The sequence below is a fragment of the Idiomarina rhizosphaerae genome, assembly GCF_024159085.1.
Lineage (GTDB): Bacteria > Pseudomonadota > Gammaproteobacteria > Enterobacterales > Alteromonadaceae > Idiomarina > Idiomarina rhizosphaerae.
Genome location: NZ_JAMZDE010000007.1, coordinates 1 through 14379, shown reverse-complemented (window position 1 = coordinate 14379; position 14379 = coordinate 1). Strand labels below are relative to the sequence as shown.

Annotated in this window: 17 protein-coding genes and 1 tRNA gene; 8 read left to right on the top strand and 10 right to left on the bottom strand. The window is 46.9% G+C overall.

Going from position 1 to position 14379, the window contains the following annotated elements; translation table 11 throughout:
* Window positions 1–18: 18 nt before the first annotated feature.
* From infA to ald, 5 genes are all read right to left on the bottom strand, one after another.
* Window positions 19–237: a translation initiation factor IF-1 gene (gene infA / locus NJR55_RS07680; RefSeq protein ID WP_008489926.1), complete on the bottom strand. Its 219-nt coding sequence runs from the start codon at window positions 235–237 to the stop codon at window positions 19–21.
* Window positions 238–246: 9 nt separating this feature from the next.
* The gene (locus NJR55_RS07675) at window positions 247–975 is read right to left on the bottom strand and encodes an arginyltransferase (RefSeq protein WP_253619303.1); all 729 of its coding nucleotides are present in this window, start codon (window positions 973–975) and stop codon (window positions 247–249) included.
* A complete protein-coding gene (gene aat / locus NJR55_RS07670; protein ID WP_253619301.1) occupies window positions 975–1685 on the bottom strand; it encodes a leucyl/phenylalanyl-tRNA--protein transferase in 711 nt (236 codons plus the stop codon). Before aat ends, NJR55_RS07675 begins: the two co-directional genes overlap by 1 nt.
* Before the next feature lie 9 nt (window positions 1686–1694).
* Window positions 1695–2654, bottom strand: coding sequence for a thioredoxin-disulfide reductase (trxB, locus tag NJR55_RS07665; RefSeq protein ID WP_253619299.1), 960 nt, complete (start codon window positions 2652–2654; stop codon window positions 1695–1697).
* Between the two features lie 144 nt (window positions 2655–2798).
* The gene (gene ald / locus NJR55_RS07660; RefSeq protein WP_253619297.1) at window positions 2799–3926 is read right to left on the bottom strand and encodes an alanine dehydrogenase; all 1128 of its coding nucleotides are present in this window, start codon (window positions 3924–3926) and stop codon (window positions 2799–2801) included.
* A 141-nt stretch (window positions 3927–4067) separates the two neighbouring features.
* On the opposite strand from ald, the gene lrp reads away from it, so the two are divergent.
* The 6 genes from lrp to serS all read left to right on the top strand — a co-directional run bounded on the left by lrp (window position 4068) and on the right by serS (window position 10696).
* Window positions 4068–4559, top strand: coding sequence for a leucine-responsive transcriptional regulator Lrp (gene lrp, locus NJR55_RS07655; RefSeq protein ID WP_011233921.1), 492 nt, complete (start codon window positions 4068–4070; stop codon window positions 4557–4559).
* A 94-nt stretch (window positions 4560–4653) separates the two neighbouring features.
* Complete coding sequence (locus NJR55_RS07650) at window positions 4654–7062, top strand: DNA translocase FtsK (protein ID WP_253619294.1); 2409 nt, start codon at window positions 4654–4656, stop codon at window positions 7060–7062.
* Between the two features lie 3 nt (window positions 7063–7065).
* A complete protein-coding gene (lolA, locus tag NJR55_RS07645; protein WP_253619292.1) occupies window positions 7066–7668 on the top strand; it encodes an outer membrane lipoprotein periplasmic chaperone LolA in 603 nt (200 codons plus the stop codon).
* 5 nt (window positions 7669–7673) lie between these two features.
* Complete coding sequence (locus NJR55_RS07640) at window positions 7674–9014, top strand: replication-associated recombination protein A (protein ID WP_253619290.1); 1341 nt, start codon at window positions 7674–7676, stop codon at window positions 9012–9014.
* A complete protein-coding gene (gene crcB, locus NJR55_RS07635; protein WP_253619288.1) occupies window positions 9007–9396 on the top strand; it encodes a fluoride efflux transporter CrcB in 390 nt (129 codons plus the stop codon). Before NJR55_RS07640 ends, crcB begins: the two co-directional genes overlap by 8 nt.
* A gap of 7 nt (window positions 9397–9403) precedes the next feature.
* Complete coding sequence (gene serS / locus NJR55_RS07630) at window positions 9404–10696, top strand: serine--tRNA ligase (protein WP_253619286.1); 1293 nt, start codon at window positions 9404–9406, stop codon at window positions 10694–10696.
* A gap of 1 nt (window position 10697) precedes the next feature.
* On the opposite strand, the gene NJR55_RS07625 is transcribed toward serS, so the two are convergent.
* From NJR55_RS07625 to NJR55_RS07605, 5 genes are read right to left on the bottom strand one after another with little or no spacing between them, the layout of a single operon-like run.
* Complete coding sequence (locus tag NJR55_RS07625) at window positions 10698–11027, bottom strand: TusE/DsrC/DsvC family sulfur relay protein (RefSeq protein WP_253619284.1); 330 nt, start codon at window positions 11025–11027, stop codon at window positions 10698–10700.
* A gap of 9 nt (window positions 11028–11036) precedes the next feature.
* Window positions 11037–11309: a hypothetical protein gene (locus tag NJR55_RS07620; protein ID WP_253619281.1), complete on the bottom strand. Its 273-nt coding sequence runs from the start codon at window positions 11307–11309 to the stop codon at window positions 11037–11039.
* Complete coding sequence (locus tag NJR55_RS07615) at window positions 11306–11629, bottom strand: DsrE family protein (RefSeq protein WP_253619279.1); 324 nt, start codon at window positions 11627–11629, stop codon at window positions 11306–11308. The genes NJR55_RS07620 and NJR55_RS07615 overlap by 4 nt, the downstream gene beginning before the upstream one ends.
* Window positions 11629–11988: a sulfurtransferase complex subunit TusD gene (gene tusD / locus NJR55_RS07610; protein ID WP_253619277.1), complete on the bottom strand. Its 360-nt coding sequence runs from the start codon at window positions 11986–11988 to the stop codon at window positions 11629–11631. Before tusD ends, NJR55_RS07615 begins: the two co-directional genes overlap by 1 nt.
* A gap of 50 nt (window positions 11989–12038) precedes the next feature.
* A complete protein-coding gene (locus NJR55_RS07605) occupies window positions 12039–12707 on the bottom strand; it encodes a Bax inhibitor-1/YccA family protein (RefSeq protein WP_253619274.1) in 669 nt (222 codons plus the stop codon).
* Between the two features lie 233 nt (window positions 12708–12940).
* On the opposite strand from NJR55_RS07605, the gene NJR55_RS07600 reads away from it, so the two are divergent.
* Together NJR55_RS07600 and NJR55_RS07595 are read left to right on the top strand one after the other, a co-directional pair.
* Window positions 12941–13032 (top strand) — tRNA-Ser (locus tag NJR55_RS07600).
* 89 nt (window positions 13033–13121) lie between these two features.
* Window positions 13122–14347 (top strand): IS3 family transposase gene (locus NJR55_RS07595; RefSeq protein ID WP_253618603.1). Its coding sequence is split into 2 segments (ribosomal slippage): window positions 13122–13488 and window positions 13488–14347, totalling 1227 coding nucleotides; the frame shifts between segments, so codons are not numbered across the junction.
* The last annotated feature ends 32 nt before the right edge of the window (window positions 14348–14379 follow it).

The window sequence follows — 14379 nt, the reverse complement described above, 5'->3', positions numbered from 1 at the left end:
TTTAATCCTCAGTGCGGATTAACGTGCGCGGAAGACGATGCGGCCTTTGGTCAGGTCGTAAGGAGTTAACTGCACAGTCACGGTATCGCCGGTCAGGATGCGGATATAGTGCTTACGCATTTTTCCTGAGATATGGGCAGTAACTACGTGACCATTTTCCAATTCTACTCGGAACATAGTGTTAGGAAGGGTGTCTAGAACCGTTCCCTGCATCTCAATACTGTCTTCTTTCGCCATTAAAATCCTCTAATCTTTGTTTTGAGCTTTAAGTGTGTGCGATTTTAGCTCTTTTTTCCAATGATTGCCAACCAGTCGTTCATATGGGGCAAATCGAGTCTTATAATTCATTTTTTTGCAGTCATCAATTTGGTAACCCAAATAGAGTCTGGCAACTTCTCGTTCCTGAGCCAATCGAATCATTTCTAATACAGCGAAGGTACCCGGCGAACGTTTTTCCTCATCGGGATGAAAAAAGGTATAAACCGCAGACATTGCGTCAGCAGTGCGATCAACTATCGAAACTATCATTAACTCATTGCTGGCATTGCGCCACTCTAATAACTCAGGAGTTAACCAGTCGCAATCTATCCAGTTCCAGAATTTGTCCGGGTCGGGTGGATACATTTCTCCATCCGCGTGTCGTGATTCAATGAACTGTGAAAACAATTGACTGTATTCGGCTTCCGGCTGCTGTTTAATCTGCAGCGTTAAGTCGTCATTCTTTTTTAGAATTCGTTTTTGGTTTTTACTAAAGCGAAATTCAGGCACGACCACACGTAGCGACTGACAAGCACTACAGAGCCGGCAGTGAGGACGGTAAACGTCATTATGGCTGCGGCGGAAACCGTATTGCATGAGTTGCTGATACGCGTCTGCATTAAGGCTTTCAAGATCATTAGGCAGGGCAACAACAAGTCGCTCTTCCTGGTCGGTTAAGTAGTGACACTGGCTTTCTTTCGTCACGCCAAACTGCACTAGAGTTCTCCAGAATGAGAAAACTCACGAGCTTGCCAAAAGGTATCCGGCATCTTTTGTTGTTGCGCAATATTGAGCTTCATTAAAAAACGTTCCCGATGAAGGTTAACAGCACCTAATGAAAATAAATGCGGATTTCCTACCTGACAATCAATTAGCTGGCCGCCATGCTTTTTAAAGTACTGAGCGAAACGCAACAAGGCAATTTTTGACGCGTCGGTTTTGTAGTGAAACATACTTTCCCCACAAAAAGCACGGCCAACTGAAATACCGTACAAACCGCCTGCAAGCTCATTGTCGAACCAAATTTCGACCGAATGTGCATGACCTAACTGATGAAGCTTGCAGTAAGCTTCAATCATCTCTTCCGTTATCCAGGTACCTTCCTTGTCGGCGCGCTCGTCTGCACAGGCCCGAACCACTTCAACAAAGTTACAATTGATGCTCATTTGCCAGTTTGGCTTACGGTTGGTTTTAGCCAAAGAGCGGCTAGTATGGATTTGGTCGGGGAAGAATACGGCTCTGGGATTAGGGGACCACCACAGAATTGGATCATTTTCCGAAAACCAGGGAAATATACCTTGTTGATAAGCGTGTATCAGTCGACCCGGCGATAAATCTCCACCGACAGCGAGTAGCCCATTGGGCTCATGCAAAGCTGTCGCTGCGGGTGGAAAACTTATTGATGCCGGATCAAGCTGAACAATCACGTTAAAAGACTAAGACTTAGTCAATGCGTCTAAGTAACGCTCGGCATCTAACGCGGCCATACAGCCAGTACCGGCAGAGGTAATTGCCTGACGGTAAATGTGATCCATTACGTCACCGGCTGCGAAAACGCCCGGAACACTGGTTGCTGTCGCATTGCCCTGAAGCCCGCTCTGCACCTGAATGTAGCCGTCCTGCATCTCTAACTGACCGTCAAAAATACCAGTATTAGGCTGATGCCCAATAGCAATAAAGCAGCCAGCAACCTCCAGCTCTTCGGTACTACCGTCTTGCGTATCTTTAATACGAACACCAGTAACACCGGCATCGTCACCCAGGACTTCATCTAAGGTTTTATTCAGGTGGAAGGTAATATTACCGTTCTGTTCTTTTTCGTGCAGACGGTCGACCAGAATTTTCTCAGCACGGAAAGTGTCGCGACGGTGAATAACATGCACTTCGCTAGCGATATTTGAAAGGTACAACGCTTCTTCAACTGCGGTATTACCGCCTCCTACAACACAGACTTTTTGCTTTTTGTAGAAAAAGCCGTCACATGTAGCGCAAGCTGAAACGCCTTTGCCCATAAAGGCTTCTTCTGAGTCTAAGCCTAAGTATTTAGCTGATGCGCCCGTGCTGATAATGACTGAATCTGCGGTATACTCGCCTACATCACCTTTCAAACGAAAAGGGCGCTTGGAAAAGTCGACGCTGCTGATATGGTCAAACACAATTTCGGTATCAAAACGTTCTGCATGTTTTTGCATGCGCACCATAAGGTCAGGGCCAGTTAGGCCTTCTGCGTCACCAGGCCAGTTTTCAACATCTGTTGTGGTGGTTAACTGACCACCTTGTTGCATGCCCGTTACCATAACTGGATTTAAGTTGGCGCGAGCAGCATAAACGGCAGCTGTGTAACCAGCCGGACCTGATCCCAGAATAAGTAACTTGCAGTGTTTGGCTTCAGCCATTAGGAAAACTCCATTAATTCGTTTTTGATTGTTCGTTCTTTAGCTATGGGGATTGATTGTAGGGTTTACAAGCTTGGCGGACAAGAACTGCCAATAAAAAAGCCCGCAAACTTTTGTTCACGGGCTTATTCAGAAAACCTGATATTACGCCTGAAGCGCTTCGCGTGGGTCCTGGTAATCCAGACCTAGTTTCTGGCCGAGGTCATCGTGAATAGCTTTGTAGGTAATTTTACCTTTGTGCATGTTCAGGCCGCGTAACAGGTGCTCATTTTCTAGCATGGCTTTCACGCCTTTGTTTGCCAGAGCAATACCATAAGGCAAGGTTGCATTGTTCAGTGCAATAGTAGAGGTACGCGCCACACCGCCCGGCATGTTCGCGACACAGTAGTGAACCACATCATCAATAATGTAAACAGGATCCTGATGCGTCGTTGCCTTTGAGGTTTCAAAGCAGCCGCCCTGGTCAATTGCAACATCAACCAGTACAGAACCCGGTTTCATGTTGCTGATGTTCTCACGTGTCAGCAGTTTAGGTGCTGCGGCGCCCGGAATAAGAACCGCCCCCACAACTAAATCGGCTTCACGAGAGTATTTATCAATAGCATCAACAGTAGAATAAACTGTCTGTACACGACCTGCGAAAATGTCGTCCAGTTCGCGTAAACGAGGCAGAGAACGATCCAAAATAGTGACTTCAGCACCCAGACCAATAGCCATTTTTGCCGCGTTAGTACCAACAACACCGCCGCCAATGATAAGCACTTTGCCAGGCGCTACGCCCGGAACGCCACCTAATAATGTGCCGCTGCCGCCGTGTGCTTTCTCTAAGTAATGCGCGCCTGCCTGAATTGACATACGACCGGCAACTTCACTCATCGGTGCTAAAAGAGGCAAACCGTTACGGTTATCGGTGACGGTTTCGTAAGCAATGGCAGTACAACCGGCTTTACCCAGTAACTCAGTTTGAGTTGGATCCGGTGCTAAGTGAAGGAAAGTATAAAGAATCTGGCCTTCGCGAAGCATTTTGCATTCGTTTGGCTGAGGCTCTTTTACTTTAACGATCATGTCGGCTCGCGAAAAAATCTCTTCTGGTGTATCAATAATAGTTGCGCCGGCTTCCATGTATTGTTCGTTTGTGAAACCAATTGCTGCACCACCGTTATTTTCAATGATGACGTCATGGCCATTTTCCACATATTCACGCACAGCAGCAGGAGTTAAGCCGATACGGTATTCGTGGTTTTTAATCTCTTTTGGTACACCAATTAACATTATCTGCCTCTTACAATTTCGTGTTTAAGGGGGAATTATTTGGCGCAAATTATAGACGCAAACCACAGTGCATGACTTACTTTTTTTAAGTTATTTTCTGGTGTGATATACTAATTATAACTACTTATTTAGAGATTTATTATGTTTAATGCCGAGCAGCCCGCAGAAGTCACTATAGATAAAACCGACAGGAAGATCCTGCGACTTTTGCAGGACGATGGACGCATGTCGAATGTCGAATTGGCAAGGCGTGTAGGCCTTAGCCAGACCGCTTGTCTGGAGCGTGTGCGTAAGCTCGAACGGGAACAGGTTATAGAAAGTTATCATGCGCGGATTAATCCTGCTAAGTTAGGCGCAAACCTGATGGTTTTCGTTGAAATTACCTTAACCCGAACCTCAGCCGACGCTTTTGCCGAATTTAGTGAGGCTGCACGTAAAACAGATGAAATTCTTGAATGTCATTTAGTGGCGGGAGACTTTGACTTTCTAATAAAAGCCCGCGTGCCGGATATGCGCGCTTACCGTAAGTTATTGGGGGAAACCCTGCTAATGATGCCGGGGGTTGATGAATCACGAACCTATGTAGTTATGGAAGAAGTAAAACAAGAAAATAAAGTATTAGTAAAGGGGTAACATTGGGGCTGATATTCGCTACAATCATGCGGATAAAATTTATCTCGATATTTTATCTTAACAAGAATACTAACGAAGGCGCTGCAATAAGATAATGACAGGTGTACAAAGAGTTTTAGAAGCAGGGTTGCTGATAAGTGGTGCGCTGGCCATTTTCATTTTTTTGTCATTGGTGAGCTTTAATCCCGCGGATCCCAGTTGGTCGCAGACCGGTTATGAAGGAAGCATACATAATGCCGGCGGTGTTGTGGGCGCCTGGATGGCGGATGTGCTCTTGTTTGCTTTTGGCTTCGTTGCCTACCTTATTCCTTTCGGCTTTGTCGGCCTCGGCTACTTACTGTTTCGCAAAACTTACCATTTATTAGAAATGGATTACCTTGCGGTCAGTTTGCGCATGATAGGCGCTATGCTCGCGCTTATTGGCGCATCCGCACTGTCCTCTATTAATTTCGACGATATTTACTACTTTTCTGCCGGCGGTGTTATCGGCGATGTTATTGCGGCGTCTTTGCTTCCTTATCTGAATTTTGTCGGCACAACCTTACTCTTATTAACCTTCTTTTTTACTGGCATCACCCTGGTTAGCGGTATTAGTTGGCTGCAGGTTGCGGACAAACTCGGTGAGTGGGTTATTGACGGAGCTTTGTGGCTAACCGAAAAAGTTAAAATTCTCTGGCAAAGTCGCGGAAGCTCGGAGGCGGAAGGTAAAGACGACGATTCTGAAGCTTATGGTGACAGCGATCGTGAGCAGACGCTTGAGGAAAAGAAACCGACAACGCTCAGTAGTGACTTATTCGGGGCTGACAAACAAGAACCGGTTTTGAGTTTGCCCTCAATGAGCTCTGTTGATGAAGACGATGACGTAGACAACGATGCGCCTAAATTTAGCAAGCAGGCGGCTGCGAAGAAAGATACGCCTAAGACTCCTGTAACCTCTGGGTCATCTTCAAAAACGTCAGCTAAAGATGAACAGGCGTCAGAAAGCGACTCCGCAGAAGGTGACGTACTTCCGCCGCTGCCTTCCATAGAGCTTCTGGACCGACCCAATAAGAAAGAGCATCCGGTGACTCAGGAAGAACTGGATCAGGTGTCACGCACCGTTGAAACCGTATTAAAAGACTTTGGCGTGGACGTCCGCGTGGCGCACGTTGAGCCAGGTCCGGTTATTACTCGTTTCGAGCTCGACTTAGCTCCGGGTGTTAAAGTCTCCAGAATTTCTAACTTAGCAAAAGATATTGCCCGTACCTTGTCAGCTGTTGCTGTGCGTGTAGTGGAGGTTATTCCGGGTAAATCATATGTTGGCCTGGAATTGCCGAATAAACATCGTGAAATTGTTCAGTTGAGTGAAGTCATTAATAGTGACCAATTTACCCATAGCGGTTCGCCACTGACTATGATCCTGGGTAAAAACATTGCAGGTACTCCAGTTGTTGTCGACTTAGGCAAAATGCCGCACTTGCTAGTGGCGGGTACCACCGGTTCCGGTAAATCAGTGGGTGTTAACGTGATGATCCTGAGTCTGCTTTATAAGAGCACACCAGAAGACGTACGCCTTATTATGATTGACCCTAAAATGCTTGAGTTGTCGGTTTATGAGGGCATTCCGCACTTGTTGACTGAGGTCGTTACCGACATGAAAGATGCTGCCAATGCACTGCGTTGGTGTGTTGGCGAAATGGAACGCCGTTACAAACTCATGTCATCTTTAGGTGTGCGTAACTTAAAAGGTTATAACGCTAAAGTTAAGGCAGCCAAAGATGCTGGGGAACCACTGCGTGACCCTATCTGGAAGCCGGGTGACTCTATGGATGAGTTGCCGCCTCTGCTGGAAAAGCTACCGAATATTGTCGTGGTAATAGACGAATTTGCTGACATGATGATGATTGTTGGTAAAAAAGTAGAAGAGCTCATAGCTCGTATCGCTCAGAAAGCACGTGCTGCCGGTATTCACTTAATTTTGGCAACGCAACGTCCGTCCGTGGATGTTATCACTGGCCTGATTAAAGCGAATATACCAACCCGTATTGCGTTTCAGGTATCATCAAAAATAGACTCGAGAACCATTCTGGACCAGCCGGGTGCCGACCAGCTATTAGGGCAGGGCGATATGCTCTATTTACCGCCAGGTAGCGGTTCTCCGGTGCGTGTACATGGTGCCTTTGTGGATGATCACGAAGTTCATGCGGTGGTTAAAGACTGGAAGAAACGTGGTCGACCTAACTATCTGGAAGAAATTTTATCGGGTGATCAGGGCGAGGAAGCATTGTTACCGGGTGAACAGCAAGATTCGGATGATGCCGAATCTGACCCTTTATATGATGAAGCGGTTGCCTTTGTTACCGAGACACAACGTGTTTCTGTGTCGAGTGTACAGCGTAAGTTCCGCATCGGTTATAACCGTGCTGCGCGTATCGTCGAACAAATGCAGGTCAGCGGTGTCGTAACCAGTGCCGGTAATAACGGTCAGCGCGAAGTGCTGGCCCCAAGAGCTCCAAGGGATTAATTCATGAAAGCAGTTGTATTTGCCATGGTTATGGCCGTTTCGTTTAATGTGTTTGCCTCACGCGACGAGTCAGACAAGCAGGTTCTGCAAAGTTTACTGAAACAAACTCAAAGCTTATCTGCAGAGTTTGAACAACAAGTAAAAGATGAACAGGGCGAAGTGCTACAAACATTAAGCGGTACGTTAAAGCTAAAACGACCCGCTAGTTTGTATTGGCATACGAAAGAGCCGGATGAAAGCCTGATGGTCGCTAACGGCAAAAAGGTCTGGTACTACAATCCTTTTGTTGAACAAGTGACCATTTATGCACAGCAGGACATGGTTGACGACAGCCCTTTGCTGCTGGTGCTGGACAGCAACGGTAATCAGTGGCAGAACTACAATGTCAGTTTTGGCGATAACCGCTACTTTGTCGAACATGAAACTAATGGTAGCAAGCTGGAGCTGGCATTTACTGATGAAAAACTCACAGAGATAACCATGGTTCAGGCTCAGGGCGAGCGAACTGAACTGATGCTGAATAATGTAGTGTTAAATGAAACCATCAGCGACGAACAGTTTGTTTTTGACGTGCCCGCTGATGTAGACGTTGACGATCAAAGTTAACTGTTGTGACAGGTCTGGACTTAGATTTTCAACCCGATTTTAAGCCCCTTGCGGCGCGAATGCGCCCGCGCACGGTTGACGAGTATGTAGGTCAGCAGCATCTTCTTGCTCCCGGTAAACCTTTGCGGGTAGCGGTAGAACAGGGGCATCTGCATTCAATGATTTTATGGGGCCCTCCGGGTACCGGTAAAACCACCTTAGCTGAGCTTATTGCCACCCAGGCAAATGCTACGGTCAGCCGCATTAGTGCGGTAACATCCGGTGTTAAAGACATTCGGAAAGCTATTGAAGAAGCTAAGTTGCTGGCTCAGCAGCAGGGACGCCGCACCATTTTGTTTGTGGACGAAGTGCACCGTTTCAACAAAAGCCAGCAAGACGCATTCCTCCCCCACATTGAAGACGGTACTATTGTTTTTATTGGCGCGACCACCGAAAACCCGGGCTTTGAACTTAACAATGCACTGTTGTCGCGGGCGCGGGTTTACCGACTGCAAACACTGTCCAAAACGGACCTTGAACAGGCTCTGGAAAGCGCACTAACAGACGTGGAACGTGGCCTTGGTCAACGCCAGTTGCAACTGGAAGGGGAAGCCCGGGCAAAACTTCTGGACTTAGCCGGTGGGGATGCGCGTCGCTTATTAAACTATCTTGAAGTGGTTGCTGACTTTGTCGAGAGCAGTAGCCAGCCTATTACACCAGAGTTGATCACTGCGGCTATTGGCGAAAAAGCGACGGCTTTTGATCATCAGGGTGACCATTACTACGATGTTTTATCCGCTTTTCATAAGTCTGTCAGAGGCTCGTCCCCCGACGGCGCTTTGTACTGGTATGCGCGCTTATTGACCGGTGGTGGTGATGCCTTGGTTATTGCCCGCCGCTTATTGGCAATAGCCTCGGAGGACATTGGAAACGCAGACCCTCGTGCGCTGCAGTTAGCGTTAAACGCCTGGGATACGTACCACAGAGTGGGGCCGGCAGAGGGCGAGCGTGCCATTGCTCAGGCAGTTATTTATTGTGCCTGTGCAGCGAAAAGCAACGCGGTTTATAACGCTTTTAAGAGCGCACTAAGAACCGCTAAAGAACACAGCGATGCGCCAGTGCCTGAACATTTGCGTAACGCACCGACCAAGGTACACAAAGCTCAGGGTTATGGTGCTGATTATCAGTACGCACATAATTATCCTAACGCTTACGTTCCGGGTGAACGTTACTTACCGTCGGAAATTGCTGATACCCAGTTTTACGCCCCTGAGCCTCGTGGTTTAGAAATAAAGTTGCAGGAAAAGCTCCGTTGGTTGCAAGATATGGACTCAAAGTCAGGCTGGCACAGGGAACCCGATGAATAATCTGCTTCTTCATTTCTTTTGCGTAGCCGCGGGTGGTGCAATAGGCGCATCGGCACGTTTTGCTATGGTTCTGGCTATGCAATCATTTGGGTTTCGGGCATTCCCTTTTGCCACGTTGACCGTTAACATAATAGGTTCATTTTTCTTAGGGTTGTTACTGGCTTACGCAGAGCAACAACCCGTTTCTGAGACAACTCGTTTATTTTTAGGAGTTGGTTTACTGGGGGCTTTTACAACCTTCTCGACATTTTCTGTCGAGGTTGTGGCCTTAGCCAGTCAGGGCGAGCTATTTAAAGCGGCTCTGCACATTGCCTTTAATGTAATTATTTGTATTGCTGCTGTTTTCGCGGCAATGATGTTGTACTCAACAACGGTTAAATAGGACACTCATGCTAGACGCAAAATACTTCCGAGAGGAATTAGACCAGACCGCAAAAAAGCTAGCAACGCGAGGCTTTGACTTAGACGTTGCCAAATTACAAAAGCTGGAAGAGCAGCGTAAAGAGGTGCAGGTGCGCACCGAACAGCTGCAGGCAGAGCGTAACAGCCGCTCGAAAGCTATCGGCAAGGCAAAAGCATCGGGTGAAGACATACAGCCTTTGCTGGACGCGGTAAGCGATTTAGGTGAACAACTGGATAATGCCAAAGAAGAGCTAAAAGTTATTCAGCAAGAACTGAACGATATTATTATGGGTGTTCCGAACTTGCCGGCAGACGAAGTTCCGGAAGGGGCGGATGAAAATGAAAATCAGGAAGTTCTGACCTGGGGCACGCCTAAAGCTTTTGATTTTGACGTAAAAGATCATGTTGATTTAGGTGAAGCATTAGCCAAAGGTATGGACTTTGAAACGGCCGCAAAACTAACTGGAGCACGCTTTGTGGTTATGCGTGGTGGTATCGCCCGCATGCATCGCGCGCTGACCCAGTTTATGCTGGATTTACATACTGACGAGCACGGATATCTTGAGACCTATGTGCCTTATATGGTGAATCAGGACTCATTATATGGAACCGGTCAGTTGCCTAAGTTCGGTAAGGACTTATTCCATATTGAAGGCGAATCTCAGGATCAAATTCCTATGTCGTTGATTCCAACGGCTGAAGTGCCGTTAACAAATTTATACCGTGATGAAATTGCTGACGAAGAAGAGCTACCGCTTAAGTTTACCGCGCATACGCCGTGCTTTCGCAGTGAAGCCGGTTCTCATGGTCGCGACACTCGTGGGCTTATTCGTCAGCATCAGTTTGATAAAGTGGAACTGGTCTGGTTGGTTAAACCTGAACAGTCAATGGACGCTTTAGAGCAATTAACAGGTCACGCTGAAGCCGTGCTGCAAAAACTTGAGTTGCCATACCGTAAAGTACTGCTTTGTACTGGGGATATGGGCTTTGGTGCAGCTAAAACCTACGACCTGGAAGTTTGGTTGCCAGCTCAGGAAGCGTACCGTGAAATCAGCTCTTGCTCGAACATGCAGGACTTTCAGGCGCGCCGTATGCAGGCTCGTTTCCGCCGTAAAGGCGCGAAGAAACCTGAGCTTATGCACACATTAAATGGCTCTGGTTTGGCAGTAGGCCGTGCGCTGGTAGCCGTGTTGGAAAACTATCAGCAGGAAGACGGCTCAATTGTTGTTCCTGAGGTATTACGTCCTTACATGGGTGGTGTAGAAGTACTTAAGGCTTAAATTAAATGCATTTAGCCGGTTTAGGCAGGCCTGCAATTCGTGTGGCCTGCTTTGCCGGGCCTTTGGGAAACAGCTTGTACAGATAACGACTGTTGCCTTTATCCTCGCCTAACTGCTTTTTCATGGCTTTAACCAGTACGCGCATTGCCGGACTGGTATCAAATTCACGATAGAAATCCTGCACAAAAGTAACGACTTCCCAGTGTGCCGGTGTCATTTCTATATTTTCTAACTGTGCAAAGTGAAGCGCCAACTCCTCGCTCCAGTCGTCTAAGTTTGCAAGGTAGTTGTGCTTGTCGGTTTCGTATTCTTTACCGTTAAATTCAATCATGCCGTGTTATTACCAGGTAATTTGTTGTTGAAAGCTAAGCACCAGCTCAACCCACTGCTCGTCCGATTTTAACACGACGACGTAGTCAGGCAATGCAGTATCCAAAGCGTCAGCTTCCTGCTTGCGGGCATAAACGGGTAATTCAACAGGTGACTCAGGTGGCAGTTGATTGAGTGCTACGCCGGACATAAGCAAGGCATCAGTGTCACTCAGCAGGTGGTCATGCTGTTCCAGCCAGTTCACTAAAGACGAATTTCTTAACCAGTGTAAAGTAGAGGTCATGAGAATTGTAATACCTCGTCAAATTGGCTTAGGTGACGCTTTAATTGTTCTGGTGAGACTATAACCGTATCAATGTTTGCGGGCAGGGCGCTTGTATCGGTTAATTTTCCTGAACTTATTACAATAGGTTCAGCATCCAGCAACTCCAGCATGGCGTAACGCTTCGAAGGCTGGTTCAGTAAAGACTTAACGGCTTCACCGGACAATACTAATTGCACCGGATAATCAAAGCTGGCTAATGCTAAAGCGATATCGAGTGCTTCGGTTGCTGAGTCGTTCGCTGCACTGCATTGTAAAATAGCAATTTTTTTCATGGTCATTAAAACTGTAAGGTCCGGTCGCTGTTAGCCATAGCCGTTGCCAGAGCCGTCAGCCCGGAGGCTTCAAAACCTGGATGGAATTTTTCCATTCCCTTGCGTTCAGCTACCGTATGGCAGACCACCAGAGGAATTTGGTTTTGCTGGCTAAATTCTTCCCATTGCGTAATCAAGTCTTCATTTTCTGTTGGTGTAGGAAATGCTGCGTGATTTACTGACTCCCGATAAAAAAACACACAGGCTATGGTGTGGCCGGTGGCGATAGCCGCTTTTGCAAATGCCAGAGCATTCATAGATTGAGCGCGTTCTTCAACTGAGTTTTGGAGGATGAGTGTGAGTTTAGCCATAAACTGTCCGTTCATACAAAAACGCCCCGCATTGCGGGGCGCTTATTACGATTTTAAAGTGGCGATTATTCGTCGCCACCAAACGCCATTAGCAATTGTAGCAAGCTAAGGAACAAGTTATAAATCGAAACATACAAAGTGACTGTTGCGAGGATGTAGTTACGCTCGCCACCGTTAATGATGTCGCTGGTCTGCCACATAATCAGCATCGCCATTAATGGAATCATGATAGCAGATATTGCAAGCTGTAATGCTGGCAGTTGGAAGAACAGGTTAGCCAACATTGCCACAAAAACCATGATAATACCGGCAGTAACCAAACCACCCAGTTTAGACATGTCTTTTTTCGTGGTTAACACATAAGCCGAAGTTGCAAAGAAGGTCAGAGCTGTACCGCCTAGCGCAGTAGCTACCATCTCGCCGCCACCGGGCATTGATAATGCCATATTAAGGATAGGGCCAAGGGTGTAACCTAAAAAGCCTGTTAGAGCGAAGGTTAGTACAATACCCATGCCGCTATCTTTGGTTTTGTGAATACCAAAAAGTAAGCCAAAGTAAGCAACTAAAGTGATGATGAAACCCGGATAGGGCAAGTTCATCATAGTACTGATAGTAGCAACAATAGCACTAAAGGCTAATGTCATTGCCAATAAAGTGTAGGTGTTGCGTAATACCTTATTAACGGCCAGCGTCGATTCGTTCTGACCGACATAAGTCTGACTGCGATTGTTCATAGATTTCTCCGTGTTGAACTTACTGTCTGTTAAGACTGTTTTTTATTTAAAAAGTTTCCTCAATACTACAGCATTAATGGGGGCATTGGACATTAATTTCCAGTGAAATCTGCTCAGTTTGCTTAATAAACGCCCAAACGAACACTTTGTTCAAATTTTTACTTTACAAGCGTAACTTAGGTCTTTAATATTCGCCTCGTTCTCAACAACGCAGTTGCAGAGAACAAAAATATGGAGAGGTGGCAGAGCTCGGTTTAATGCACCTGACTTGAAATCAGGCGTGGGTTCATACCCACCGGGGGTTCGAATCCCTCCCTCTCCGCCAAATTCAGAAAAAAGCCCCGCTCATTCGAGTGGGGCTTTTTTTGTTCCCGTGACCCGTCCTGAAATAAGTTGACAGATCGGAGACTTATTATGGGAAATCCAACCAAATCAATCTCTAAGCGTACTCAACGAGATTACACAATAGCCTTTAAATTAGCCGTTGTAGAGCAGGTAGAAAAAGGCGAGTTGACCTACAAGCAAGCACAAGCTAAATATGGAATACAAGGCAGAAGCACTGTTTTAGTGTGGCTTCGCAAGCATGGGCGGCAAGACTGGTATCGCCCGAGGTTAACACTTATGACTATTTCGAACCCCACCCCAGAGCAACAAATCAAAGAGCTAGAGCGTAAGCTTGAAGACGAGAAAGTTCGTAACCTGGTACTCAATGAAATGATTGATTACATCGATACGACACAAGGAACCCAACTGCGAAAAAAGCTTGTCGACATGGGGTTAGGAAACTCCAGAGCCAAGCTCAAATAAGCTTATCGCAGCTGTGCCGTGTAATGGGAATATCCCGGCAGTCTGTTTATCAAGCTGAAAGCCGCTACCAGGGAAGAGCAGCGGCATTGATGCCAGTTCTCAGGCTGGTTCAAGAGATACGACGCTTTATGCCGAGGCTAGGCACTCGTAAACTGTATTATTTACTTAAGCCTAAGCTAGAAGCAGCCGGCATTAAACTTGGCCGGGATGGCCTTTTTGACTACCTGCGCAATCATAACTTGCTGGTAAAGAAGCCGCGAAATTACCATAAAACTACGGATAGTAAACACTGGATGAAGAAGCATCCTAACCTGCTAAAGGAGCTGGTTGTAAGCCGACCTGAGCAGGTCTTTGTTAGCGACATAACCTATGTCGAAACCGATGCGGGAGTCCATTACTTATCGCTGGTAACAGATGCTTATAGCCGGAAAATCATGGGGCATGACGTCTCCCAAAGCATGACAGCGGCAGATATCGGGCGCGCGCTAAAGCAAGCGACTACAGGACGACTTAGCCAGGACCCGTTAATTCACCACTCCGATAGGGGCAGTCAGTACTGTTCACAGGCGTATCAAACCCAGCTCGCATCCAGCTCGATTACGCCCTCCATGACCGATGGTTATGATTGTTACCAGAATGCGCTTGCGGAACGCATTAACGGAATCCTTAAGCACGAGTTTTTACTAACGAAGTGCAAAACGGGTGAGGAGTTGAAGCGCGCGGTAAGGCAATCGATTGCAATCTATAATGAATACAGGCCGCACCTTAGTTTGGGCATGAAAACCCCAAATGAGGTGCATAAAAAAGCCAGTTGCAAGGTGCAACTGGCTTAGTTAAAACCGTCAACATAATTTAGGACGGGTCA